The following is a 24,762-nucleotide window of genomic DNA, read 5'->3' as shown; positions in this document are numbered from 1 at the left end:
GCGACGATGGAGTATCTGTCACAGCCGCAGGACGGGGGAGTTCAGTTGCCCGCCACCGAAGTACACGGCAGCGCCAGCGGTGCCTCGGACCGTGCCGTGGGACAGCAGCGTCAGCGGGTGCTGGGTGTGCTGCGCACGGCGGAGGAGCCCGTCGACGCTCACCACGTCGCCGACGCGCTGAACATCCACGTCACCACGGCACGCTTCCATCTGGGCACGTTGGAGTCCCAAGGGGTCATCCGGCGCGGTGGCGCGACGGCGGGTCGCGTCGGCCGGCCACGCCTGACCTACGAGTTGGCACCCCGCCTGGACTATGCCGACATCGTGGCGCTCTTTGCGACGCACCTCGGCGGCACGCCGGAGGAACGTGAGACCCGCGCGCTGCGGATCGGGGCGGACCTGGCCCGTCGGGTACGCCTGACCGAGACGTGCCGGGACTCGTCGATCACCGACCTCGTCGTGGCTGCCCTGACCGCACTCGGATTCCAGATTCGATCCGTCGTGAACGCGTTCGGAGAGCTGACGGTGCAGATCTGCACCTGTCCGCTTGCCGAGATCGCCGTCGACGCACCGGAAGTGGTGCGCGGTATTCAGCAGGGTTTGATCCAGGAGGTCATCGACAGCAACGCCGATTTGCTGGACAGGCCCTACGTCGCGGTCGTGCGGCCGGACCCGACGAACGGCGCGTGTGAGGTCAGCCTGGTGCTGCGCCCGGGAGCCCGTTCGGCGATGTGAGCACACTGCGGATCGCGGCACTGACTCTCGGCGTGCTCGCCCTTGTGGCGGGCGGGTTGCAGATCTGCGCATACGTCGCGACGGGTTTCCTGCGCCACCTTGTCGTTGGCTCCTTCGCGGTGGCGGTGGGCCTGTGCGTGGCGGGCGCCGCGGTGGGGGCGGTCCTGCGCGGCCGGCGCTGACGCCAGATTGAGAATCGCGTTCTCCAGCTCGGGCAGTCAGTGGCTCGCGGGCGCGCGTTGAGCAAGGTGATTAGAGGGCTGCCTTCGTTGACGCCGAAGCAGCGCTATGGAAATGTAATACTCAACAATGAGAGCCACGTTCTCATTGGCATGCGTGAGGAACGGAGTGGTACATGACGATCGACCCCGCCGGCATTGACTGGTTCAGGGACCCGCGGCTGGTCGACGACCCCTATCCGTACTTCAATGCGCTGCGCGACAAGTGCCCGGTCGAGCGCGAGGACCACTACGGCGTGACCATGGTGACCGGCTGGGAGGAGGCGGTCTCGGTCTACAACGACGAGGAGACCTTCTCGTCGTGCACCTCGGTGACGGGTCCCTTCCCCGGTTTCCCGGTGCCGTTGGAGGGCCGTGACGACGTCGCCGAGCTGATCGAGAAGCACCGCGACGAGCTGCCGTTCAGCGATCAGCTGCCCACACTGGATCCGCCCGTCCACACCAACCATCGCTCGCTGATGATGCGGCTCATCACCCCCAAGCGCCTCAAGGAGAACGAGGACGCGATGTGGCAACTGGCCGACGGGGTGCTCGACGAGTTCCTGGCGCCCGGCCGGGGTGAGTTCATCAAGGGTTTCGCGAGCCCGTTCACGCTGCTGGTCATCGCCGACCTACTGGGCATTCCGCCGGAGGACCGCAACGCCTTCGTCGACGGCATCTCCCAGCACTCGGGTGGCGGTGTCGGCAGCACCAGCAAGGAGTCGCTGTCGCACAGCCCGCTGGAGTTCCTGTACGGCCAGTTCGAGGCGTACGTCGAGGACCGTCGGGTCAATCCCCGCGAGGACGTGCTGACAGGCCTGGCCACTGCGCTGTTCCCCGACGGCACCACGCCCAGCGCCGGTGACGTCGCACGTGTTGCCACCAATGTCTTCTCGGCGGGTCAGGAGACCACGGTCCGGCTACTCGGCACAGCACTCAAGGTCCTCGGCGACCGGCCTGACATCCAGAAGAGGGTCCGCGAGGACCGCAGCCTGTTGCCCAACTTCATCGAGGAGGCGCTGCGCCACGAGAGCCCCGTCAAGGGTGACTTCCGGCTATCGCGCACCCCGGTCACCGTCGGCGATCACGAATTGAAGTCAGGCACAACGGTAATGGTGGTCAACGGCGCAGCCAACCGTGATCCGCGCCGTTTCGAGGAGCCTGACGAGTTTGACCCGGCGCGCAAGAACGCCCGCCAGCACCTTGCCTTCGGGCGCGGTATCCACAGCTGCCCCGGCGCTCCGTTGGCCCGCGCCGAGACGCGCGTTGGCCTTGAGCGACTGCTCGACCGCACCACCGACATCAGGATCTCGGAGGAGAAGCACGGGCCGGCGGGTCACCGCGACTACCACTACATCCCGACGTTCATCCTGCGTGGGCTGACTGAACTGCATCTCGAATTCGACGTGCGCGAGCCGAGCGGGGCCTCATGAGGGTCGCCGTAGATGAGGACCGCTGCGCGGGCCACGGCATGTGCCTGACGCTGTGCCCCGAGGTCTTCGAGCTGTCCGACGACGGGTGGGCGGTTGCCGACCCGGAGGAAGTGCCCGTCGAACTCGAGGGTGCGGCCCGCGAGGCCATCGACAACTGCCCCGAGCACGCGATCCACGAGATCTGATCTAACCCGCTTCACCGACAAGGAGATTCGTACTGTGGCAAAGGGCTATGTGATCATCACCGAGCACATCAACGACCCGGCGGGTATGGCTGACTACGGAAAGCTGGCGATGAAGGCCATGGCCGGCGCCACCGTGCTGTCGGTGGACACCAAGCCGACGGTGATCGAAGGCGACTGGCACGGTCACCAGACCGTGGTGCTGGAGTTCGAATCGGTCGATGCGGCCAAGGACTGGTACTACTCCGATGCGTACCAGGAGGCGGTGAAGGTGCGCCAAGGCGCCGCCGACTGCAACGGAGTCATCGTCTCCGGCTTCTGAGTTCCCGCGAGCAGACGCAAAGCTGCCCCTTTTCACGCGAAAAGGGGCAGCTTTGCGTCTGCTCGCGAGAGATTAGTGGGGAATCAGTGGGCCCACGGGTGTGGTGGTCGTGGCGTGTACGAGGAGATCGGCGAGTTCGCGCGGGCGGCTGAGGAACGGCGAGTGCGAGGCGTCGATGCTGAGCTGATTGACGCCGAGTCGCCGGGTGACGGTGTCGGCCAGCCAGCGTGGCATCGACCGGTCCTGCTCGCACACGATGAAACTGCGCGGCAGGTTGGCCTCCCAGAAGCGAGTCACCGACACCGGTGTCACGGTGGTGTCACCGAACCGCTCCGGACCCAGCCGGTCGAACGCCCAGCGCGCGGTGTCCTCATCGCAGTCGTGATAGAAGTACTTCCAGGCACCGTCGAAGTCCGCGAACGTCATCGCGCCGTCGTCGTCGAACTTCAAGTAGCTCAACATCTCTCCGACGTCACCGTCGAACTCGTCACCCAACTCGTCGCTGGAGTCACGCATCGCCATAGCCTCCGGATAGGTCCGGCCCTCACGGGGGAGCGCGGCAGCCAGATAGACGATGTGGCTCACCAGGTCCGGGCGCGCATCGGCGGCGAGCGTCGCGTCGAATCCGCCACCGGAGTGGCCGACCAGGACATTGCGGGTGTGGCCGTCGGTTGCCATCGCGTCGACGATCGCGTCGCGTCGATTGGTCAGCGTCGACTCCTGATCGATCAGGGCGCCATGGCCGGGCAGATCGACGGCGACCGCGCTGTGCCCCAACTTCGCCAGCTCGGAGACGGTGCGCTCCCAACACCACGCGGCGTGAAAACCACCGTGCACGAGGACGAATCGCACCGGAGCGAAGCTACTCGTCGCTGATGGCGATGGCCTGCCGCGGGCACTGGCGCACGGCTTCCCTGACCTTCGCCTCGTTGTCTGGGGTCACTTCCTCGGTCAGCACGTGCAGGTAATCGTCATCGTCCAGGTCGAACACCTCGGGGATGATGCCCATGCACACCGCGTTGCTCTCACATAGGCCGAAGTCGACCACGATCTTCTGAGTCACGATCACCTCACGACTTTCTCTTCGCGCAAGCGGCTCATCGGCCGACCTTCTCTTCGCGCAAGCGGCTCATCGGCCGACCTTCTCTTCGCGCAAGCGGCTCATCGGCTCACCCTCACGGGCACGTGGTGATAACCCGCGACGTTCTGCATGTTGACGCGCTGCAGGCCATCGAAGTCGACCTCGTAGCGAGGCATGAAGTCGAGCAACTTCTCGAGCGCGATGGCGGTCTCCATGCGGGCGAGTGCGGCACCGAGGCAGCTGTGAATGCCGTAGCCGAGCCCGAGGTTCTGCGCCTCGGCACGGTCGCGGTCGATGTCGAAGGTCTCGCCATCGGTGAAGGCTCGCGGATCGCGGTTGGCCGAGGCACCCATCAGGAAGACCGGCTTGTTCGCCGGGATCACACCGCTGGGCACCTCGACTTCCCGCACGCTGTAACGGACGTTGTACTGCACCGGGCCCACGTAGCGAAGCAGTTCCTCGACCGCGGCCGGGATCTTGCTGCGGTCGTCGAGCAGCTTCTGCCACTGGTCGGGGTGCTGGGCGAACAGCACCACGGCGCTGCCGACGAGCTTGGTGACGGTCTCGGCGCCGGCGCCGCCGAGAAGCGTGGTGAAGCCCGTGATCTCGATGTCGTCGAGCTTGCGCAGGTTGCCGTCCTCGTCGGGGATCTCCGCGGCGATCAGTCGGCTGATCATGTCGTCCTGCGGGTTCTTACGCCGCTCCTGGACTAGCCCGTAGTAGTACATGCCGGAGTCGATGTTGGCCTGCATGTTCTCTTCGTCGAGCTCGATCTGACCCGGCTTGCGTTGCAGGCTCGTGTCGATCCAGTGCCGGACCTGCTGGCGGAAGTCTTCGGGAACCCCTGCCATGCGGGTGATGACCTCGACCGGGAACGGTCCCGAGAAGTCCTGCACCACATCGAAGTTGTTCGGATCCACCTTGCCGAGATAGTGGTCGATGAGTTCGACCACGGTCTCGCGCTGCGACTGGATGGCACGCGGTGTGAACGCCTTGTTGAGCAGGCTGCGCATGTGCCGGTGATCGGGCGGATCCATGAAGATGATCGATTTGGACGGCACGTCACCCGAGCGCACCATGCCCAGATCGCAGCCACGGGCCGACGAGAAGGACTCGTGGTCCTTGAACGCCGCCGCCACGTCCTCGTGCCGGGTCAAGGCGTAGAAGTCCTCTTCCTCGTCGTAGTACAGCGGCGCCTCGTCGCGCATCCGCTTGTACACGTCGTACGGGTTCTCGAAGTACTCCGGCGAGACCGGGCTGAACACGACTTTGGGCTTGGTCACTGTGTCCTCCTCGGCACTGAACCCAATGCCGGATACGTTACGGAAGGCTGATTAATTGTAACGCTTACAGTATGCGGCATCTCAAGGAGATTTTCAGCGGATTCATGAACTGAACCGCGCGTGTCACGACTTGGCCCCAGCGTTCACCAGAGCTTCGAGAACACCGAGGTCACCGCCCAGTTCCGCGACGGTCTTGCGCACGACGGCGACGTCCTTCCCGATGAACTCGCCGACTGCCGAGATGAACGCATCTGCCGAGCCCGCCGAGGCGATCATCCCCAGCACCCGGCTCGAGGAGCTGCCGTGGGTCAGGGCCCCGAGCAGGGCGCCCTCGTCGATGCCGAACCGGGTGCCGAGTCGCACGCCCTCGGCGACCAATCCGATCTGAGCGGCGAACATCGTGTTGTTGATCAGCTTGACCAACTGGCCTGCGCCGACGGCGCCCGCGTGCACGATGGGATCGCCGTACGCACCGAGCACGGGTTGCATCCGGGCCACCGCGGCGTCGTCACCTCCGACGAAGAGGGTGACGTGGCCTGCGGCGATGTCGTGCGGACCCCCACTCACCGGTGCGTCGATGACATCGACGTGGGTGAAACGCTCGGCGATCGCCTGCGCGGTGCGCGGGCTTCCCGTGGTGTGCAGGATCAATGCGGAACCCGGGCGCATCCCGGCCACCAGATCACCCTCGAGGCAGATCTGTTTCACCTGGTCGTCGGTGAAGACACACAGCACGATCGCGTCGGCATCGGGTGCTGTGGCGGCCAGGTCGGGGACCGGTCGTGCGCCGAGTTCGGCGACCGCCTGCCGCTTGTCCTCGGTGCGACCGACGGCATCGACGTCGTGTCCGGCGTCGACCAGGCGGCGCACCATCGGAGCGCCCATCCGGCCCGCGCCGACGAATCCGACCCTCATCAGCGCAATCTCCTCTTCGCGCAAGCGCTCATCAGCGCAGTCTCTTCTTCGCGCAAGCGCTCATCAGGACACTCTCTTCTTCGCGCAAGCGCTCATCAGCGCAGTCTCTTCTTCGCGCAAGCGCTCATCAGCGCGAGTGGAGCATCGTCGCCAGCGCCGTGTCCGCGACGTTGAACACCGTGCCCTCGGGCGCCGACGCCGTCGCGGCGAGGCTCGCTGCGTGGCGGACGTCCTTCTGCAGCAGCGCACCGGCGATGGGGGCCAACCCCTCCACACTGCCGCCGAACATCGTGATGCTGCTAATCGCCTTGCTTGTGGCCGACCCCCGATTGAGCACCTCGCAGAGCCGTTCCCGAGCGATGCCCAGCGCGTCGCCGAGTTCCAGGGTGCTCAGGGCGCTGCCCAGATTGGCGGTGAACTGAAGATTGTTCAGGATCTTGGCCACCTGGCCGGCGCCAAGCCCGCCGAGATGCACGATCGCGTCGGAGTAGGTGGCGAACACCGGTCGGACCCTCTCGACATCGGCCTCCTCGCCGCCGACCATGACCATCAACGTGCCCTCCACCACGGCCGGTCCACCACCGCTGACAGGTGCGTCGATCACCGAGACACCCTGGGCCGCTGCGACTTCTGCCAGCTCGCGACACGTGTCGGGGTGCACCGTGCTGTGGATCGCGATGATCCCGCCGGGCTTCATCCCGGCCAGCACGCCTTGGTCACCCATGATGACCTGCCGCACGTCGTCATCGCCGACCACGCACAGGCAGACGAGGTCGCTGGCCGCACCGAGTTCGGCGGGGGTCGCCGCCACCTTCGCCGCGGTGTCAGCGTACGGCTCGACCGACGCCGATCGGCGTGCCCACAACGTGAGGTCATAACCGCCCTCGACGATCCGGCGTGCCATCGGCCCGCCCTGACTGCCCAAACCGATGAATCCGACCCGCATCACGCCTCCACCTCTAACTTCGCTGAATTGTCCGCTGGTGCGCTGTCCTTGGTGGCAGCCACGCAATCGGAGATGAACGCCAACACTCGCTGGTGGTACTCGCCGGCCGTCAGGCCAACGCTGAGATTGTGTCCGCTGTCTACCATCTCGTTGGCGGTGATGCGGGGGGCGGCGGTGAACAGTGCGGTGATGGCGTCGATCGCCTCGGGTGACGACTCCCAGACGCTCTCGTGATCGGCGATGCTGAACTCCACCGGAACACTCACGCGCGCAGCCAGTTCGGCGAAGTCTCGCTTCGCCCAGTTCGCGGTGACGTCGCTTTCGTAGGCCACACCCGGTGCGGAGAGCGCGCCGGTCAGCACCTCAGGCGGATACAGGTCGGTCGGTTGCCAGAGCAGATCACGCAGCCCGGCCGGTCGTGACGTGACGGTGGCTTCCTTGATGACGGCGTGTGCGTCGGGGCTGTAGCGCAATCCGGTGCCCGCGAGTTCCAGGCCGATCACGTCGGAGGCACGGTCGGCGACCGCCATCCGCAGGCCGAGTTCGCAGCCCGCCGAGTGGGCGACCAGGAACACACCAGCGCCGCGCGCGCCATCGGCGATGATCTTGTCGACGGCGCCGTAGGCGAGCGACACCCGGCGGTCGGGGTCGGCCATCTCGTCGGAATAGAGCGCGGACGCGCCGTAGCCGGGCCGGTCCAGTGCGATCGCCGTGTATCCGTGCGCTGCGGCCAAGCGCAGCAACGACAATCGCTGATTGCCCGGGCAGTCGAAGTACGCCGCCGACGTCGCGCCGCCGTGGATGGCGACGATCACGGCGCGCGGATCCTGGACCTCGGCGACGAGCCCGGACATCGGCACGCCGTCGACCATGACGACTCGGGGACGTGGCTCGGCTTCTGTCATTGTGCTCCTCGCGTCCGCACCGTCATCTTGCTCCTCGTCGCACTCTCACGAATCGATCCGCATCAGCATGACGCCGCTGGGAGTCAGGCCGCCGCTGCTGGTGACCGCGATCTTGGCGTCCTTGACCTGGCGCTCACCCGCCTCACCGCGAAGCTGGGTGACGGCCTCGTGGATCAGGCCCATACCGTGCGTCCGGCCGTGCGACAGCTGACCGCCGTGGGTGTTGAGCGGGATCACGCCGTCACGCGCGATGTTCTTGCCGCCGTCGAGGAAGTCCTTGGCCTCGCCGATACCGCAGAAGCCCAGTGCCTCCAGCCAGGACAGGCAGTTGAACGAGAACCCGTCATACAGCTCGGCGACGTCGACGTCGCTTGGCCGCAACGACGTTCGGGACCACATGTGCGCGGCCTGGCCGAGCACCTGCGGCTCGTGGGTCAGGGTGGACTGATCCCAGTCGGTGCGCTCGAGGATCTGCGTGCCCACGGCCTCGAACAGCACCGGGGTCTTGGGCATGTCACGGGCGACGTCGACCGCCGACACGATGACGGCGACGGCGCCGTCGCAGGGCACGTCACAGTCGTAGAGCCCGAAGGGTGTCGTGATCAACCGCGCCGAGAGGTAGTCGTCCATCGTCATCGGATCGCGGTAGATCGCCGTCGGGTTCAGTGCGGCGTTGGCGCGCTGATTGATCGCGATCCAGCCCAGCGTCTCGCGGGTCGTGCCGTACCGGTCGAAATGACGTTGGGCGTTGAGCGCCAAGGTGTGCGACGCCGACGACGCGCCGAAGGGCATCTGCCAACTGGAGGTCCGGGCTCCGCCGGGCGGCGACATCTTGCCCTGCTTCAACATCTCGCCGAATGTCGACTCCCACAGCGTGCGGAAGCACAGCACGTGGCGCGCCATACCGGTGGCCACGGCCATCATGGCCGCGATCACCGATCCACCGGGACCGAAGGTGTCCATACCGCCGTTGATCCACGTCGGCCGCAGGCCAAGGGCACCCTCGAGTGCGCTCACGCCGCCCTCGCCCATACCGGCCATGTCCAGTCCGGGGTAGGTCGACAGGCCGTCGATATCGTCGAACGTCAGTCCGGCGTCGGCGACGGCCGCCTCACACGCCTCGATGGTCAGCGACAACGGAGGCACCATCAGGCGGCGGCCGATGCGGGAGGCCCCGATTCCGGTGATCGCCGAGTGCTCCTCGAACCTCTTCTCGGACAACGCCGGGCGAACGTGTTTGGCGAAGTCCTGTGGCGCGATCTCGTCGACGGGCAGGGCCGCGGTCTCACCGTCGCTCGCTGGCCGGAACACCGGCAGCCAGACGTCGGCGATCTGCTGGAACACGACCTCGACTGTCTGGCCGATCTTGAGGTCCTCGGGATCGCACTCGATGATGTTGGTGGTCAAGCGCGCCCGTGGATCCTCCGCGATACCGACCTGTGCGATGACGTACGGAGGAGGCAGGTCGGGAAAACCGAACCGGTGGTTCACCGTGAACGCCGAGAGCGACGCCTTGCCGGATACCGCGCGGACACCCAGGTCACGGCTTCGGCAGTAGCGGCAGATCGGCGCGGGCGGATGGATGAGGGCCTGACAGCTCTGGCACTCCTGGATGCGCAGTTGGCCGTCGGAGCCCGAGGTCCAGAAGAACTCGTTCTCGGGGGTGATCTGCGGTAGCGGGCGGCCGGGCACGTCCATGTCAGTTACTCGTCTTCGCGGATGCCGTGGCGTGCACGGGAAGGTTGGTCGCACCGTTCGCACCGTTCGTGGCGCCGGGGTTCTCGCTCATTTCGATGATCGCGTGGACGGGGCAGTCAAACAGAGCGCGCTGGACCGCATCGTGGTCGGCCTCGGGCACCGTGCCGTCGCCGATGAGCGACGCGTATCCCCAGTCGTCCAATGAGAAGTACTCGGGGGCGTGCTTTGCACAGATGCCGAAGCCGTCGCACAGGGTGCGGTCCAGTCGAATCCTCATGGGGCCACTCATGACTCCGCCTCCACTTCGTAGGGCCGCAGCGCGGTGTACGCCCCGTTACGGCATGAGTCGCAGTCGCTGGCCACGTGGCGGGCGACGTCCTCGGAGAACTGCTTGAGCAGGGTCGCGGCCACATTGGTGGCGGCGTCGAGGGTCGCGCACGCGCCTCGCCCCCGTAGCACCACCGACCACCGCTCCAGTCGAGCCAGGTCATCGACGGTGGCGACGCCGTCGCGCAGGGCTGCGGCGACCGCGGACATCGCAGCAGTGCCGTTGAAGCATGAACCGCACTGGTCGGCGTTCTCGCGGTCGAAGTACGCCAGCACCGCAGCCGCGACGGCAACGGGGCAGTCGTCGGTGAGGATCGACACGGCGCCACAACCCAGTCCGCTGCCCAGTGCACGCATCGTCTCGTGGTCGAGCGTGGCGTCCAGCACATCACGGTTGAGGAGGCCGGCGAAGTAACCGCCCATCAGCACACCGGTCACGGCGTCGGCCGAAACACCGTGCAGGACCAGCAGATCGGCCACTGACGTCCCGTGCGGCAACTCGTACAGTGCGGCGGCCCTGCCTGCGCCCGTCACCGTCGCCAGGAACGTGCCGGGGGAGGCCGACGTGCCCGTCAGGCGGTAGGCATCGCTTCCGTGCTTGAGGATGAACGGCAGATTCGCGAGCGTCTCCACGTTGCTGACCAGCGTGGGGTGGCCGCCGACACCCTCCTGGAAGGGACGTGGCGGCTTGTCGGTGGGCTTGGCCGGTCCGCCGTTGACGGCGCGAACTGCGGCGGTCTCCTCGCCGGCGACGTAGCCGGGATCGACGGTGACGACGCTGACCGCGACACCATCCGACGGTGCGGCGGTTAGCGCGGTCCGCACAGCGTGCGCAGCATGCGGATCAGACACGTAGACGAATGCGCTGTCGGCGTTGACGATGCGCGCGGCGAGTCGCACGCCGTCCAGTACCAGGTGCGGACGGTTTCGCAGCAGCCACCTGTCCTTGACCGACGCCGGCTCGCCCTCCTCGCCGTTGGCCAGCAGCACTGTCGGACGGCCCGCACGGCCAGCGTCGCGCACTGTGCGCAGTTTGACCGCCAACGGGAATGCCGCACCGCCGCGACCTAATAGGCCGCTGCGGTCGATCTCATCGAGCAGGCCATCGGGGTCCGTGAGGCTCTGATAGCCGCCGGCCCGGACGTACTCGGGGAAGCCCTCAACACCGGATGTGGTGTCCAGGAGCAGCCGTGGCTCGAGTCCGGGCCAGGCGGCGACCTTGAGGTCGGTGGCAACCGGATTCTCGGCGGTAGTCATGGCTCCTCGCGCAAGCGCTCGTCGGTAGTCATTTCATGGCCTTCCTTCCCGCGGATAGGCTGGCGGGCATGAGAACTGCGGTGGTGCGTGTCGACGTCGACCCGTCTGCACGGCTTGCGCCCGCACAACTAACGGACGGCATGACGAGCCTCGCGAGGTTGGCTGCGGCGATCGGTGCCGAGGTAGTGCATGTCGACCTCGCGGCCATGCCGCCCAGCCGCAGACAGGTCGAGGTCCTGATCGTTGGAGACGACGCGAAGGCGCTGGAGCGCACGGCGGTCGAGTTGTGCACCACGGCATTCGGCGGATTCGGTGCGGAACCCGCTGCGGGAGTGCTGACCTACGTCAGCAGGGGCACCGACGACGACGCGCACGGCGTGCTCGCCGGACTGGGGCTGCGTGGCGATGTCGAGCGAACCCATGGTGGTCCTGACGGCCCGGGGTGGGACACCGTGCGGGTGACCCTGCGCAAGGCGGACCTCGAACGCGTGCCGGAAAGCCGTGTCCACACCGCCTTGGAGGCGTCGCTCAATTGCGAGGTCCAGATCGTGACGGTGTAGCTGCACCGTAATCAATCCTTGAGGAAGTCGAGGATCGCCGGCGCCGCCTTTACCCAGGTGTCGAACAGGCAGAACTTCGTTCCGCCGCTGGCGGCGAACTTCTCACCCGCCCGTTCCCAGGCGTCCTCCGGCCACGGTGGATCGATCAGCTTGGATCCCTTGATGAGACAGTTGACCTCGAGTGAGGTGCGCTTGGGGTGATCCCAGTCGTTCTCGCCGCCCCGGATGATCAACGTCGGAACCTTGATCTCGTCGAACATATCGTCCGGGACGCCGGGGATGGTTTGACCGGGCTTGGGCACGAATGCGTTGAGCCAGCGCAACATCACCTTGAGGAACTCATCGGCATCAAGACCAAGTAGGCGCGCTTCGTTGTCGGGGTTCTCCTCGATGCGCTCCTTCCACTCCGCGACATGCTGCAAACCCTTGATGCCCATCCCGCGGACCGCGAGGATGCTCGGCACGATGTAGTGCCCGCCGAGTACGAATGACCCGTAGACCCCGCCGACGATGTTCCACACCACAAGCTTGGTGACCAGTTCGGGATAGAGCATCGTGGTGATCATCGAGTCCCTGGCGCCACCCGATCCGCCCGCGATGATGCACGGTCCGATGTCGAGCCTGGTGATCAGTTCCTTCAATGTCTCGGCACGCATGTGGGATTCACTCTGCCCGTAGAACTGCACGTCGGACTTGCCGCAGTTCGGCCGGTCCCACAGCAACACCCGGTAGCCGCCCGCGACGAGCTTGCGCGCAAGGGGCTTCAGACCGGGAATGTCCTTGCTGAATCGACCGCCGGGGGTGAGGGCGATGAAATCACCCTCCTTGCCGAGGATCTCGTAGACGACATTCCCGCCGTTGATCTCGATCTTCTTGTCGGGCAACTTCTCTCCAACTCTCCTGGGCTCGAAGTCCGGTCAGGCCTGTACCAGGACGTCGTTGCCGACGACCCGGACGGGGTATGTGCGAATGCTCCATTCGGGCTTGACCGCGGTAGTCCCCGTTGCGAGCTCGAAACCCCATTGGTGCCAGGGGCAGAAGATGTACTCCATATCGCGCACCATCACCGCGTCGCCGGGCACGCTCTCGTCGACGATGTTGCGGCCGCGAGCGCGTCCCGCGCACAGCGGTCCGCCCTCGTGCGGGCAGTAGTTCGCGATGGCGTAGAACGTGCCGTTGACGTTGTACACGCCAACGCCATGTCTGCCGATTGGCACCAGTTTGTGCGTGCCAGGCGGGATTTCGTCGACGGTGGCGACGGCGTGCTCTCGCCCCTGCGCCAGCCGGGGCGTCTTGTCCTCAGCCATCTTCTAGAAGACCCGGACCTGACCCTCGAGCACCGGCACGGTGTCCGGCAGCTTGTAGGTCTCGATGCCGTTGCGGAACATGATGGCCTCGCGGGCGTGTTCGGGCAGGTGTTTGACCAGCCAGCGTGGGTCGTCGAACGTCCAGTGCGGATAGTCGCTGCTGTAGAGCAGGATCTTCTCGCACTCCATCCACTCGAAGGCGCGTGAGAGTTCGGTCTTGTCCTCGGGGTAGTCCAGCGGCTGGGTGCTGAACTTGATGTGGTCCTTGACGTACTCGCTGGGCTTGCGCTTGATGTCCATCCAGGACTTGCGCTTGGCGTAGATGGCGTCCATCCGCCACATCAGCGGCAGGATCCAGGTGAACGCGTGCTCGATGAACACGATCCTCAGGGTGGGGTGACGGTCGAACGTGCCGTCGAAGATCAGGCTCATCACCTGATTGGCCGCCAGCAGCGAGTAGGTGACCATGAAGTCGTGGTTGTAGCTGGGCAGGCCCACCGGCGGGATCGGCAGCGTCTCGTACACGCCGCGTGACAGGTGGCAGCTCACCGGCATGTCGTACTTGGTGGCGGTTGCCCAGATCGGGTCGTAGCTCGGGTCACCCCACGACGGGCGTGGCTCGGCCTTGATCAGGATCTGAGACATGTAGGGGTGCTCGGCCCACTTCTCGATCTCGCTGATGGAGCTCTTCTGGTCCTCGATGGCGATGCAGATGGATCCACGCCAGCGCTCGTGCCAGTTGTTGTGGCTGTCCAGCCAATTGTCGGCGAGCCAGGCGTTGGTGGCCGTGCAGTACGCGCCGGTGGCCTCGGCCAGCCTGCTCTCGCCGTGGGTGGGCTCAAGGATGGCGATATCGGAGCCGGCCTCCATGATCAGCTGGCGCAGTGCCATGTCGGGGTCGCTGCACGCGAACTCGCCATCCGGCGGGAAGCTGTCGACCCGCATGGCATAGGAGTGCGCGTAATCCGGTGCGTCGTAATAGATCTGGTCACCGACGGCATGGTTGGTGAAGTACTTGCTGCGCCACGGCTCCGGGATGTACTCAAGCAACTGCCCTCGCTTGGGCATCGGGTGAACATCGGAGTCAACGCACCGCACGGCGATGCGCTCGGCGGCGGGCACTCGTGGATTGGCAGTCACGGACATGGTGGCCTCCTCGCTTCCCTCTACTGTGCCGCAAGCGCGGACGGAATGACCGGGCTTGCCGGCATTTCAAGGCCGTACAGCTCAGCGGCATTGCGCCAGCAGAGCTTGTCGCGCTGCTCGGCGGAGTAACTGCTCGGTACCACTAACTCATTGCTGTCCCAGTGCGGGTAGCTGGAGCCGAACATCGTCATATCCTCCTTGCCGGTGAAGCTGAACCACTCACCCGCGAAGTCGGTGTCACCGGGACCGTCGAAGAAGCCCTGGACGAAGAAGACGTGGCCCGGCAGGTAGTCGCTGGGCATCTTCGGCGCCCACGGCGTCTGCTCCAGGTGTGGTCGGCCGAAGCAGTCCATCCGCCACATGAATGGCGTCAACATGTCCGCTGCGCCATCGGCCCAGACGAACCTCAACTCCGGGAGACGCTCGAAAACGCCCTCGGCGATCATGTTCATCAGGTGGTACAGGTAGTTCAACGACATGAAGGACAGGTACTGCTCGTAGGTGCGGGTCTTGCCTGACGGAGTCGGCGGGAAGGCGATACCTGCGCCCACCTCGATGTGAACGGCCACAGGCAGATTCGCGTCTACCGCGGCCTCCCACAGCGGCCAGAACTGCGGCTTGCCGTACAGCTCACGCGACTGCAGCGGAATGCCGATCTGCACCACGCGTGGATGGTCCTTGTACTTCTCGATCTCGCGCAACGCGCCGGCGACGTCGTCGGGGTTGACCCGGATGGTGCCACGGAACTTGTCGCCGAACTCGTCGTGCTCGAGCCAGCGCGTCACCAACATGTCGTTGTGCCCGGCTGCGATCGCGGTACCGAGGTGACGGTCCGGCATGATGCCGCGCGTCATCGGATGCAGGATGGCGATGTCCACACCCCGCCTGCCGAACAGCTCCTCCGCGACGAGCGCGGGGTCCGAGCCGGGGTACTGCCGGTCCGGCCCCTTGCTGCCCTTGATGTACTCGCCGCCGGGCGCGCCGTACCAGTCCATCTCGTAATCGGGGAAGCCCCGGCTGGAGAAGGGTTCCCGCATGAACGTCTGCCGCAGGTCCTTGTTGGACTGGCAGAAGATGTGCACGCTCGCGTCGATGACGGGCGTCGTCGTGACGTTGCCCGCGCCGTCAATGAGTTCCCTCACCGAGATCTGCCCTCCGATGTTCTGATGGCCCGGCCGAACCTGCCGACGGGTCGTGCCAGGCGGCCACCGACGTCGGTCATATCCTCAGTGTAGATCGTTGTTCTTCATTAGCAAGAACAATATTCTCCAGATGATCTATCACATCTTCGCTGGTAAGCGTGTCTGCTGGTCAGTTGCGCAGCGGGGCTGATGCGAAACAATGTACGTGGAAACGGAGAACGCGTACCCCCGAGACGAGAATGATATTCTCACTCAGACCACGCAAGTCATCGGGAGGCGGCTGCATGCTTTTGGAGTTCGATGCTGATCAGCGACTATGGCAGGAGACTGTCCGCGACGCCGTGGGCAAGCAGTGTCCGGCCACGTTGGTACGCGATATCGCTGAGAACGGTGCGGATGCCACGCCGTTGTGGAAGACCTACGTCGATGCCGGCTGGACCGAGCTGACCGATTCCGAGAACGCCGTCGAGTTGGCGATCGTGCTCGAGGAGCTCGGCCGCGCCACCGACCCGACGCCGTTTCTGGCCACGCTCACGCAGTACGCGCCCCTGGTGGGGGACCGATTCGATCCGCAGTGCACGGGAAGTGCCGTGTACACCGGCATCAGCGCCCACCGAGATGCCGACGGCTGGCTGCTCAACGGGACCGACCGGTTCGTGCTCGACGGCGACCGGGCCGACCGCTTCGCCGTGGTGACCGACGCTGGCGTGTTCCACGTCGAGGCCGGCGCGGTGAGCACTCGCCGCGCCGATGTCTTCGACCCGGTGCTCCACGTGTCCGAGGTGTCATTCCACGGCGTCCACGTCGCCGACGGCGATCGGCTCGAGATCGACGTGGAGCGCGCCAGGCATATCGCGCTGATGGGCATGTCAATGACGATGGTCGGCGCGTGTCAACGCGTCCTGGACATGGCTCTCGACCACGCCAAGAACCGCCACCAGTTCGGTGTGCCGATTGGCTCCTTCCAGGCCATTCAGCACAAGGCCGTCGACATGCACGTCGCGATCGAACGCGCCCGCGCACTGTCCTACTTCGCGGCGCTGACCATCGCCGCTGACGACCCGCGGCGGCGCCTCGCCGCGGCGATGGCGAAGGCGTCCGCCGGCGAGTGCCAGGACCTGGTCTTCCGGCACGGGCTGCAGACGTTCGGGGCGATGGGATTCACCTGGGAGAACGACCTGCAGTTCGCGCTGAAGCGCGCCAAGGCAGGGGAACTGATGCTCGGTGGTGCCGCGGAGCACCGCGCACTGATCGCGGAGGAGTTCGATGCAGCTCACATTTGATTCCGAGGTCGAAGAGTTCCGCGCCGAGTTCGCCGAGTTTCTCGACGAGCACCTGCCCTCGGCGGCCGACACCCTCGAGCGTCCGCGCTCGGTATCGCACATGCCGCAGTGGGCCCGCGACTGGCAGCGGCTGCTGTTCGACAACGGTTGGCTGCTGCCCGCGCAGCCGCCCGAGTTCGGTGGGCGCAATGCGTCGGTCCTGCAGCAGTACGTGCACCTCGAGGAGTTGTGTACCCGCCGGATCTATCACAGCTTCAATCCGCAGGGCGTCAATATCATTGCGGCATCACTGATCTCGTTCGGCAGTGATGAGCAGAAGCAGCGGTGGGCCGTGCCCGTCCTGCGTGGGGAGCGCACCGCGTCGCTGGGCATGAGTGAGCCCAGCGCCGGTTCTGACCTGGCGTCGCTGCGGACGCGGGCGGTCCGTGACGGTGACGAGTTCGTCGTCAACGGGCAGAAGGTGTGGACGTCTGGGGCGCACGACGCCGACTGGCTGCTGACCTTCGTCCGCACCGACCCCGATGCGCCCAAGCACAAGGGCATCAGTGTGCTGATCATCCCGACGGACCTTCCGGGCGTGGTGTGCCGCCCGTTCGCAGACATCTGCGGTGAGGAGAACAAGGACTTCAACGAGGTCTTCTTCACCGACGTGCGGGTGCCCGCGGAGAACCTCGTCGGACCGCTCAACGGCGGGTGGAAGGTCGCCAACGGTTCACTGGGCCACGAGCGCACGATGATGTGGCTGGGCTTCGCCGACCGGATCGCCAACTCGATCGCTGACTTCAAGCCGAGCAACGCGCTCGAGCGCGACGCGTTCGCCAGCACGATCATGGACTACCAGGCCCTGCGGCTGCTGGGCTCGGTGGGTCTGGCGCAGGCGGCCCGCGGGCAGGTCGACGTCGCCGCGGTGTCGATACCCAAACTGCTTGGCGCCGAGGCGGAGATGCGGGCGGCGGGCAACGCGCTCACTGGAGCCGGCCCACAGGGCCTGATCCATCCGTCCACGTCGGGCCCGTACGCGCACATGAACCTCGACCACTATTTCGCGAGCTGGTTCGAGCGGTACGCCCGCAGCTTCTCGGGGACCATCGCAGGCGGGACCTCGGAGATCCAGCGCAACATCATTGCTCAGCAGGTTCTCGGGTTGCCGCGCAGCTAGTGATTTTCGGCGCGCTTCCCGTCGCTGAGCGAACGAAAGCGCGCCGAAATCGCGAGGGTGGACCCGTCAGTCGATGACGACGGTTTCCTTGTACTCGGTGATGGGTCGGGCCGGCAGCTGTTCATCGCAGATCCGCTGCAACTTCTCCAGCGTCTCGTCGAGGCCGGGGCCGAGGCGCTTGCCGGGTGTGAACGTCGCGGGCAGATGCTTCATGCCCTGAATCACCCCGATGCTCTCGTAGTGTTCGGCGCCGTCGGGGTCACAGACATAGTCGGGCATCCGGTCGAGCACTGCGGTCAGCATGGACTTGAAGACCGTGCGGGCCACATTGGAACCCACACAGCGGTGTACGCCGATGCCGAAGCTGAAGTGGCGGTTGCCCTTCCGATCCATGACAACCTTGTTGGGGTCCTCGAAGACTGACGGGTCGCGGTTGGCCATCGCCCACGACAGCCACAGCCGCTCGCCCTCCTTGAAGCGGCGTCCGTCGACCTCGACGTCGTCGGCGAAGGTGCGGCCGTCGCCGGGCGCGGGAGTGAAGAAGCGCAGGAACTCCTCGGTGGCGGGATGCAGAAGTGTGTCCCGCTCGCGGCTGAGACGCTCGCGCTCGTGCGGGTTCTCCGACAGCCACTCCAGCGCGTGCGCGGTGAGCGCGGTCGTGGTGTCGAATCCGCCACCGATGATCAAGCCCAGGTTGCCCAGGATCTCCAGGTCCGGCGCCGGCTCGCCGTCGATGCGCAACTGCAGCAACGCGTTCACCAACCCTGGCCGGGGATTCTCGCGGATCTCCATCATCGCGTTGATCATGTCGATGCCCATTTGCCGATTCATCTCGGCGACGCGCGGGGCGTCCGGCGAGTGTTCCGGCGTGGACACCCCGGCGTGGGCCGGTTCGCTGTAGATCAGCCACTTGTCCAGCTGGATGCCCATCATCGCCAGGGTGAGCACCGCGGGCACGATGTTGGCCAGATCGTCGACGAAGTCGATGCGGCCTGTCTCGATCCTGTCGTCAACGGCCGCTCGGGTGATCTCGTCGACAAACGGCACCCACCGCTTGATCGCGGCGGGGGACAGGTACGGGTTGAGTGCGCCCCGGTAGGTGCTGTGCTCGGGCTCGTCCATCTCCAGGATGCCGCCGCGGACCACCGTGGCGCGCTGCGCCTTCGGGATGGTGATGCCCTTGTAGCCGCGGCGCTCGCCGTGCAGGTCGTGATCGTTGGAGATCACCGGGCAACGGGCGAGTTCGAACACCTCATTGCTACCCGCGGCGACCCAGTGGCCGTCGTAGACGTCGGTCCACGCCACCGGGCACTTGGCGTGCATCTCCTCGGTGATGTGCTGGAACTGCTCCCGGTACTCCGGTGTGTGCCGGTCGAAGTGGAAGCTGTCCTTCTTGCGATCGTCGTCGCATGCGACGTCGTCGATGCTCACGGCGGTGTCTCCTATTGTCTCTCTTGAAGAATCAGACGTCCCTCACGGGAGTCATTCGATGACGATGGCCTGTTCGGGGCAGGAGTGTGCCGCCTCGGCGACCAGGTCCTCCTGGTCTGCGGGCACCACCTCGTTGACCGGTGATGCGTGGCCATCGACGTCATCGAGTTCGAACGAGTCGGGCGCGATCATCGAGCACAGGGTGTGGCCCTGGCAGCGCTGTCCGTCAACCGAGACCTTCACGAGCGGACCCCTTCTTGTCGGTGACTTTCCTTGGGCGACTTCCCTTGGGCGAGAAACCAGATGGGCTCAGTTGTGGTAGTCGTACCACTTCAGGTAGCCGCCCGCGTCGATGCGCAGCTGGGCTCCCGTGACGAACCTGGCCTCGTCGGAGGCCAGCCACAGCACCGCATTGCTGATGTCCTCGGGCTCCACCCACGGCACCTTCATCGCCTGCTGCACGTAGAACACCGGCTCGGCGTCCTTGAGTTCGGGGGTCTCCAAGTCGGGGCGGAACGAGCGGTACATCGGGTCGCTCTTGAGCATGTTGGTGTTGCAGTTCGTCGGATGAACGACGTTGGCGCGGATACCGCGTGGCGCCAGCTCGGTGGCCAGGTCGTGGACGAAGGCCGACAGTGCGCGCTTGGAGTGCACGTAGGCCATGCCGCCGGGATCGTTGCCGGGGTTGTCCTTCTTGCTGGTGTCCATCAGCGCCGCCGTCGAACCCGTCGCGATGATCGACGCGCCCTCGGTGAGGTGGGGCAGGGCGACCTGGATGGCGTTGATGGTGCCGATCAGGTTGGTGTTGATGACGTCGATCCAGGCCTGCAGAGGCGGCTGGCCCTTCATTCCTGCGACACCCGCCTGGGCGACCACGATGTCGACCTTGCCGAACTCCTTGAGCCCGTTGTCGAGCGCCTCACGCAGCTGGCTCGCCTCACGGACGTCGGCCCGCGCGGTGAAGGCGCGTCGGCCGGTCTTCTCGATGAACTTCGCCGTCTCCTCGAGATCCTCGGGAGTGGCCATCGGGTAACCGATGGTGTCGATGTTCTCGCAGAGATCGACGGCGATGATGTCGGCGCCCTCCTCGGCCAGTCGGACCGCGTGGCTGCGGCCCTGGCCCCGAGCTGCGCCAGTGACGAATGCGACCTTGCCCTCAACACGTCCCACAGGTCTGTCCTTTCGAGAGTCTTTGCGTTGTCAGAAGTCGTGCTGGTCGATTAGGTGTTGCGGCCGCCGTTGACGCCCAGGATCTGTCCGGTGATGTAGGAGGCCTCCTCCGAGATGAGGAAGGCGCACGCGGCGGCGATGTCCTCGGGCCTGCCGATGCGTCGCACCGGGGTGGCCTTGATGGTCTGCTCGATGTCGCCGAGGAAACCCTTGTCGGCGGCGGCGCGCAGCATCGGTGTGTCGATGAAGCCCGGCGGCACGGCGTTGACCGTGATGCCGGCGGGGCCGTACTCGAGAGCCAGCGTCTTGGTGAGGCCGTTGACAGCGGACTTGGCCGCCACATACGGAGCCATATAGGGAGCCCCCGAGTGCGTGCTCGACGACGAGATGTTGACGATGCGTCCCCAGCCCGCCTCGATCATGTCGGGCAGCACAGCCTGGACGCAGTGAAAGACGCCGTTGAGATTGACGTCGATCACGCGCTGCCACCGCTCGAAGGACACGTCGTGGAACTTCTTGAAGCTGTCCAGGCCAGCGGCGTTGACGAGGATCGACACCGGGCCGAGCTGTGCGCGGATACCCGTCAGGGCCTCATCGATCGCGCCACGGTCGGTGACGTCGGCGACGAAACTGAAATCGGCCTCCGACGGATTCAGGTCAATGACCGCGACGTGGTAGCCATCGGCTCGCAGCCGATTGGCGATGGCCTCACCAATGCCGGACCCGCCTCCGGTGACAACGGCGTTCTTCACTCACGGCCTCCGTGGGGACAGTCGCACAGGCATCAAGAATCTCCCTTTCGATTATGAGAACCGTACTCTCACCGGGCGTTGTCTCGCAAGATCCGGGCCAGTCCTGATGACGTCGCCCAACACCATGTCCGGCGGCGTCAACCAACCTGACTAGGTGGTCTAGCATTTCTTGCGTTCTCACTCTGCGAATGTAAGATTCGCCGTTGATGAGAATGAAATTTCCATCACAGTGACCACGCAGCACCCAAATCACGAAGCCAGGAGGCTGGATGTCCCAGACGCCGACCATCTCCAGTGGCGCACAGGATCGCGCCGAGTCGGCACCGGTGTCGCAGGCTGATCGACGGATGTTGATCGACGGGGAACTGGTCGAGGCGGCGGGAACCTTCGCCTCGGTGAATCCGGCGACCGAAGAGGTGCTGGGATATGCCCCCGAGGGCACGGTGGCCGACGCGGAGAGGGCCGTCGCGGCAGCGCGGCGCGCCTTCGACACCGGCGACTGGGCCACCGACGTCGACCTGCGGATCCGTTGCCTCGATCAGTTCCATCGCGCGCTCGTCGAGCACCGCGACGAACTGGCGGATCTCACCATCGCCGAGGTCGGTGCCACGCCGGCACTGACCCAGGGCGCGCAGCTCGATCAGCCGATCGCGATCGTGCGGTACTACGCCGATCTGCTGCGCGACTATCCGCTGACCGAGGACCTCGGCAACATCGAGAGCCGTGGCATGCAGCATCACCGCTGGGTGGAGAAGGAAGCCGCCGGCGTCGTCGCGGCGATCATCGCCTACAACTACCCGAACCAGTTGGCCCTGGCGAAGCTCGCACCCGCCCTGGCCGCCGGCTGCACCGTGGTTCTCAAGGGTGCACCCGACACCCCGCTCGTCACGCTGGCGCTCGGTGAGCTGATCGCCAACCACACCGACATCCCCGCGGGTGTCGTCAACGTGCTCAGCTCCTCGGACCCGGCGGTCGGCGCGGTGCTCACCACGAGCCCAGACGTCGACATGGTGACCTTCACCGGATCCACCCCGACGGGGCGCCGCATCATGGCGGCCGCCAGCGAGACACTCAAGAAGGTGTTCCTCGAACTCGGCGGCAAGTCCGCGGCGATCGTGCTCGACGATGCCGACTTCGGCACCGCCGCGGTGTTCTCGGCGTTCAGCATGGTCACCCACGCCGGTCAGGGCTGCGCGCTGACGTCGCGGCTGCTGGTGCCGCGCAAGCACCACGACGAGATCGTCGATCTCATCAAGACCAACTTCAGCCACGTGCGCTACGGCGACCCGACGGACCCCAAGACCTACATGGGTCCGCTGATCAGCGAACAGCAACGGGACAAGGTCGACGCGATGGTGCAACGGGCCGTGGCGGCCGGCGCGACGCTCGTCACCGGCGGCGAGAAGAAGAGCCCGGGCTACTTCTACACGCCGACCCTGCTGACCAATGTCGCGCCCGACAGTGAGATCGCCCAGGAGGAGGTCTTCGGGCCCGTCCTGGCCGTGATCGCCTACGACGACGACGACGACGCCGTCCGGATTGCCAACAACTCGATCTACGGGCTGTCCGGGGCGGTGTTCGGCGGTCAGGAACGTGCTCTGGCGATCGCCCGCCGCATCCGCACCGGCACGTTCTCGATCAACGGCGGCAACTACTTCAGCCCCGACAGCCCGTTCGGCGGGTTCAAGCAGTCCGGCATCGGCAGGGAGATGGGCTCGGCGGGCCTCGACGAGTTCCTGGAGTCCAAGACCTTTGCCACGGTGGTGTCCTGATGTCCGGGCCCCTGGATGGGATCCGTGTTCTCGAGGTCGCCATGTACGGGTTCGTCCCGTCCGCTGGCGCGGTGCTCGCCGAGTGGGGTGCCGAGGTCATCAAGGTCGAGCACGCCGTCACCGGTGACCCGCAGCGCGGGCTGCGCCAGACCGGTCCGCTACGCGTGGAGGGCGACCCGAACCCCAACATCGAGCACGCCAACCGTGGCAAGCGCAGTATCGGGCTGGACGTGTCCAAGCCCGAGGGGCGTGAGGTCCTGCTGGAACTCGCCAAGCGCGCCGACGTCTTCCTGACCAGTTTCCTGCCGGGGCACCGCAGAAAGTTCGGCATCGACGTCGACGACATCCGCGCGGTCAACCCGAACATCGTCTACGCGCGCGGCAGCGCGCTCGGACCGCGCGGCGGCGAGTCCGAGAAGGGCGGCTACGACATGACCGCCTTCTGGTGCCGGGCGGGTACCGCAGCCACCATCACCCCACCCGGTATCGAGGGCATGATCGGGCCTCCCGGACCGGCCTACGGCGACACCATCTCTGGCACCAATCTCGCGGGCGGAATCGCCGCGGCGCTGCTCAAGCGCGAGCGGACGGGGGAGCCGTCGATCGTCGACGTGTCACTGCTCGGCAGCGGTCTGTGGGCGATGGGCCACACCATCGCACTCACCTCACACCTGAACCAGTTGATGGTGCAGCCCCCACCCGGGGTGCACGGCTCACCCATCAACCCGCTGGTGGGCGTCTACCGAACCAAGGATGACCGCTTCATCTCGCTGGTGATGATGCAGCCCACCAAGTTCTGGGCCGACGTCTGCCGCCACGTCGATCGCGAGGACCTGATCGAGGACCCGCGGTTCGCGACGGCGCAGAGCATCGCCGAGCACACCGCCGAGGCCGTGGAGATCCTGCGCGAGGTGATCGCCACCCGGACCCTGCCGGAGTGGAGTGCGCGCTTCGCCACCCTCGCCGGCCCGTGGGCCCCCGTGCAGGACACGCTGCAGGCGGCCCAGGACGCACAGGTCCGAGCCAATGAATACATCGTTGCGGCAGGCGAACTCGAGTTGGTCGCCAACCCGGTCCAGTTCGATGTGGCCGCTCCGCACGCCGGGCCCGCACCCGCGTTCGCCGAGCAGACCGACGAGATCCTGCTCGAACTCGACATGGACTGGGACCGCATCATCGAACTCAAGACGGCTGGCGCCGTCACCTAGGCGGCGGATACCAACGATGCCGTTAATCGCAGCGATTGACCGCCCCCACTCGGCGTGTTGGGCGATAGCTCAGCAGCCGGTGGTGGGTGTCGCCGGGAGTGGCATCGAGCGCGCGTGGACCGTGCCGGATTCGGCTATGCGCCAACATAAGTCGGCCGACGAGTCGCGTCACAACCGAGACCGTCAGTCTCGTAAGTCTTTACCGGTGAACTCCAGTGGTGGCTTTAAGGCCAAACGGCACCCGCCGGGTGCCTTTGGTATGGGACAGTGCGTCGAGTTGTTCCAACAACTGCGGGATGCTGTCAATCAGGACGGCCGCGCGCGAATCGCGCTGGCGCACAACATTGACGGTCCGACAGATGCGTCGGCCGTGACGAGCTCGGAAGGACCCGGGACGTATGGCAGTTAAAGGGCCAGAGCGTTGGTCGCCGGGGATCTCACTGCCCAAGGGGCTGGCGTCGCCGATGCAGGCGGTTGGTGGGTTGTTTGCGATGGGGGTGGATGCGTTCAGGTTCATCTTTGTGCGGCCG

28 protein-coding genes and 1 pseudogene are annotated in these 24,762 nt (G+C 65.9%); 12 read left to right on the top strand and 17 right to left on the bottom strand.

The features are described from left to right. Nucleotides 1-6: 6 nt before the first annotated feature. The 5 genes from ACZY0X_RS28220 to ACZY0X_RS28200 all read left to right on the top strand — a co-directional run bounded on the left by ACZY0X_RS28220 (nucleotide 7) and on the right by ACZY0X_RS28200 (nucleotide 2,890). Nucleotides 7-735, top strand: a complete 729-nt coding sequence (locus ACZY0X_RS28220) for a helix-turn-helix transcriptional regulator (protein WP_463775121.1) — start codon at nucleotides 7-9, stop codon at nucleotides 733-735. Next, on the top strand, nucleotides 732-917 hold the full coding sequence (locus tag ACZY0X_RS28215) for a hypothetical protein (protein WP_463775120.1): 186 nt from the start codon (nucleotides 732-734) through the stop codon (nucleotides 915-917). Before ACZY0X_RS28220 ends, ACZY0X_RS28215 begins: the two co-directional genes overlap by 4 nt. A gap of 173 nt (nucleotides 918-1,090) precedes the next feature. After that, on the top strand, nucleotides 1,091-2,386 hold the full coding sequence (locus tag ACZY0X_RS28210) for a cytochrome P450 (protein ID WP_463775118.1): 1,296 nt from the start codon (nucleotides 1,091-1,093) through the stop codon (nucleotides 2,384-2,386). Next, a complete protein-coding gene (locus ACZY0X_RS28205; RefSeq protein WP_463775116.1) occupies nucleotides 2,383-2,571 on the top strand; it encodes a ferredoxin in 189 nt (62 codons plus the stop codon). The genes ACZY0X_RS28210 and ACZY0X_RS28205 overlap by 4 nt, the downstream gene beginning before the upstream one ends. Before the next feature lie 34 nt (nucleotides 2,572-2,605). Next, nucleotides 2,606-2,890, top strand: a complete 285-nt coding sequence (locus ACZY0X_RS28200) for a DUF1330 domain-containing protein (protein WP_241404210.1) — start codon at nucleotides 2,606-2,608, stop codon at nucleotides 2,888-2,890. Nucleotides 2,891-2,962: 72 nt separating this feature from the next. On the opposite strand, the gene ACZY0X_RS28195 is transcribed toward ACZY0X_RS28200, so the two are convergent. The 9 genes from ACZY0X_RS28195 to ACZY0X_RS28155 all read right to left on the bottom strand — a co-directional run bounded on the left by ACZY0X_RS28195 (nucleotide 2,963) and on the right by ACZY0X_RS28155 (nucleotide 11,302). Beyond that, nucleotides 2,963-3,742, bottom strand: a complete 780-nt coding sequence (locus ACZY0X_RS28195) for an alpha/beta fold hydrolase (RefSeq protein ID WP_463775114.1) — start codon at nucleotides 3,740-3,742, stop codon at nucleotides 2,963-2,965. Nucleotides 3,743-3,752: 10 nt separating this feature from the next. Continuing rightward, nucleotides 3,753-3,953 carry a ferredoxin gene (locus ACZY0X_RS28190; protein ID WP_463775112.1) on the bottom strand — a complete coding sequence of 67 codons (201 nt, stop codon included), beginning with the start codon at nucleotides 3,951-3,953 and terminating at the stop codon, nucleotides 3,753-3,755. A 98-nt stretch (nucleotides 3,954-4,051) separates the two neighbouring features. Then, a complete protein-coding gene (locus ACZY0X_RS28185) occupies nucleotides 4,052-5,254 on the bottom strand; it encodes a cytochrome P450 (protein WP_463775110.1) in 1,203 nt (400 codons plus the stop codon). Nucleotides 5,255-5,377: 123 nt separating this feature from the next. Further along, nucleotides 5,378-6,193 (bottom strand): NAD(P)-dependent oxidoreductase, encoded by an 816-nt coding sequence (locus ACZY0X_RS28180; protein ID WP_463775109.1) that lies wholly within the window; start codon nucleotides 6,191-6,193, stop codon nucleotides 5,378-5,380. Between the two features lie 103 nt (nucleotides 6,194-6,296). Further along, entirely contained in the window at nucleotides 6,297-7,115 is an 819-nt protein-coding gene (locus ACZY0X_RS28175) for an NAD(P)-dependent oxidoreductase (RefSeq protein ID WP_463775108.1), read from the bottom strand. Then, entirely contained in the window at nucleotides 7,115-8,020 is a 906-nt protein-coding gene (locus tag ACZY0X_RS28170) for an alpha/beta hydrolase (protein ID WP_463775106.1), read from the bottom strand. Before ACZY0X_RS28170 ends, ACZY0X_RS28175 begins: the two co-directional genes overlap by 1 nt. A 45-nt stretch (nucleotides 8,021-8,065) precedes the next feature. Further along, complete coding sequence (locus tag ACZY0X_RS28165; RefSeq protein WP_463775105.1) at nucleotides 8,066-9,718, bottom strand: thiolase C-terminal domain-containing protein; 1,653 nt, start codon at nucleotides 9,716-9,718, stop codon at nucleotides 8,066-8,068. Nucleotide 9,719: 1 nt separating this feature from the next. Then, entirely contained in the window at nucleotides 9,720-10,007 is a 288-nt protein-coding gene (locus ACZY0X_RS28160) for a ferredoxin (protein WP_463775104.1), read from the bottom strand. Continuing rightward, complete coding sequence (locus ACZY0X_RS28155; protein WP_463775102.1) at nucleotides 10,004-11,302, bottom strand: NADH-ubiquinone oxidoreductase-F iron-sulfur binding region domain-containing protein; 1,299 nt, start codon at nucleotides 11,300-11,302, stop codon at nucleotides 10,004-10,006. Before ACZY0X_RS28155 ends, ACZY0X_RS28160 begins: the two co-directional genes overlap by 4 nt. A gap of 68 nt (nucleotides 11,303-11,370) precedes the next feature. Here ACZY0X_RS28155 and ACZY0X_RS28150 point away from each other — a divergent pair, with 68 nt between their 5' ends. Further along, nucleotides 11,371-11,862, top strand: a complete 492-nt coding sequence (locus ACZY0X_RS28150; RefSeq protein WP_463775101.1) for a hypothetical protein — start codon at nucleotides 11,371-11,373, stop codon at nucleotides 11,860-11,862. Nucleotides 11,863-11,873: 11 nt separating this feature from the next. Here ACZY0X_RS28150 and ACZY0X_RS28145 read toward each other — a convergent pair whose 3' ends face one another. Genes ACZY0X_RS28145 through ACZY0X_RS28130 form a run of 4 tightly spaced genes read right to left on the bottom strand, consistent with a single transcriptional unit; the run spans nucleotide 11,874 to nucleotide 15,457 of the window. Beyond that, entirely contained in the window at nucleotides 11,874-12,746 is an 873-nt protein-coding gene (locus ACZY0X_RS28145) for an alpha/beta fold hydrolase (RefSeq protein ID WP_463775099.1), read from the bottom strand. Between the two features lie 33 nt (nucleotides 12,747-12,779). Beyond that, nucleotides 12,780-13,169, bottom strand: coding sequence for a Rieske (2Fe-2S) protein (locus ACZY0X_RS28140; protein ID WP_241404221.1), 390 nt, complete (start codon nucleotides 13,167-13,169; stop codon nucleotides 12,780-12,782). Nucleotides 13,170-13,172: 3 nt separating this feature from the next. After that, a complete protein-coding gene (locus ACZY0X_RS28135; RefSeq protein WP_463775098.1) occupies nucleotides 13,173-14,315 on the bottom strand; it encodes an amidohydrolase family protein in 1,143 nt (380 codons plus the stop codon). A gap of 20 nt (nucleotides 14,316-14,335) precedes the next feature. Continuing rightward, nucleotides 14,336-15,457 carry an amidohydrolase family protein gene (locus tag ACZY0X_RS28130; protein WP_463775096.1) on the bottom strand — a complete coding sequence of 374 codons (1,122 nt, stop codon included), beginning with the start codon at nucleotides 15,455-15,457 and terminating at the stop codon, nucleotides 14,336-14,338. A gap of 284 nt (nucleotides 15,458-15,741) precedes the next feature. Between ACZY0X_RS28130 and ACZY0X_RS28125 the strand changes: the two genes are divergently transcribed. Both ACZY0X_RS28125 and ACZY0X_RS28120 read left to right on the top strand, forming a co-directional pair. Continuing rightward, nucleotides 15,742-16,740, top strand: a complete 999-nt coding sequence (locus tag ACZY0X_RS28125; RefSeq protein ID WP_463775095.1) for an acyl-CoA dehydrogenase family protein — start codon at nucleotides 15,742-15,744, stop codon at nucleotides 16,738-16,740. After that, nucleotides 16,724-17,899, top strand: coding sequence for an acyl-CoA dehydrogenase family protein (locus ACZY0X_RS28120; RefSeq protein ID WP_463775093.1), 1,176 nt, complete (start codon nucleotides 16,724-16,726; stop codon nucleotides 17,897-17,899). The genes ACZY0X_RS28125 and ACZY0X_RS28120 overlap by 17 nt, the downstream gene beginning before the upstream one ends. Before the next feature lie 66 nt (nucleotides 17,900-17,965). On the opposite strand, the gene ACZY0X_RS28115 is transcribed toward ACZY0X_RS28120, so the two are convergent. From ACZY0X_RS28115 to ACZY0X_RS28100, 4 genes are all read right to left on the bottom strand, one after another. Then, a complete protein-coding gene (locus ACZY0X_RS28115) occupies nucleotides 17,966-19,330 on the bottom strand; it encodes a cytochrome P450 (RefSeq protein ID WP_463775092.1) in 1,365 nt (454 codons plus the stop codon). Nucleotides 19,331-19,381: 51 nt separating this feature from the next. Further along, nucleotides 19,382-19,573 carry a ferredoxin gene (locus tag ACZY0X_RS28110; protein WP_463775090.1) on the bottom strand — a complete coding sequence of 64 codons (192 nt, stop codon included), beginning with the start codon at nucleotides 19,571-19,573 and terminating at the stop codon, nucleotides 19,382-19,384. Between the two features lie 66 nt (nucleotides 19,574-19,639). Continuing rightward, nucleotides 19,640-20,500, bottom strand: coding sequence for a mycofactocin-coupled SDR family oxidoreductase (locus ACZY0X_RS28105; RefSeq protein ID WP_463775088.1), 861 nt, complete (start codon nucleotides 20,498-20,500; stop codon nucleotides 19,640-19,642). A 50-nt stretch (nucleotides 20,501-20,550) separates the two neighbouring features. After that, nucleotides 20,551-21,252 carry an SDR family NAD(P)-dependent oxidoreductase gene (locus tag ACZY0X_RS28100; protein ID WP_463775087.1) on the bottom strand — a complete coding sequence of 234 codons (702 nt, stop codon included), beginning with the start codon at nucleotides 21,250-21,252 and terminating at the stop codon, nucleotides 20,551-20,553. Between the two features lie 269 nt (nucleotides 21,253-21,521). Here ACZY0X_RS28100 and ACZY0X_RS28095 point away from each other — a divergent pair, with 269 nt between their 5' ends. From ACZY0X_RS28095 to ACZY0X_RS28080, 4 genes and pseudogenes are all read left to right on the top strand, one after another. Beyond that, a complete protein-coding gene (locus tag ACZY0X_RS28095) occupies nucleotides 21,522-23,024 on the top strand; it encodes an aldehyde dehydrogenase family protein (RefSeq protein ID WP_463775085.1) in 1,503 nt (500 codons plus the stop codon). After that, on the top strand, nucleotides 23,024-24,232 hold the full coding sequence (locus ACZY0X_RS28090; protein WP_463775083.1) for a CaiB/BaiF CoA transferase family protein: 1,209 nt from the start codon (nucleotides 23,024-23,026) through the stop codon (nucleotides 24,230-24,232). The genes ACZY0X_RS28095 and ACZY0X_RS28090 overlap by 1 nt, the downstream gene beginning before the upstream one ends. A 16-nt stretch (nucleotides 24,233-24,248) precedes the next feature. Then, complete coding sequence (locus tag ACZY0X_RS28085) at nucleotides 24,249-24,641, top strand: thiolase C-terminal domain-containing protein (RefSeq protein WP_463775082.1); 393 nt, start codon at nucleotides 24,249-24,251, stop codon at nucleotides 24,639-24,641. Further along, a pseudogene (locus ACZY0X_RS28080) lies at nucleotides 24,631-24,762 on the top strand (ABC transporter permease); the annotation flags it as partial. The gene ACZY0X_RS28085 and the pseudogene ACZY0X_RS28080, both read left to right, overlap by 11 nt.

Source organism: Mycobacterium sp. IDUB_39 (assembly GCF_055419205.1).
The sequence above is the reverse complement of the archived record's forward strand: the minus strand, read 5'-3'. Positions and strand labels throughout refer to the sequence as shown.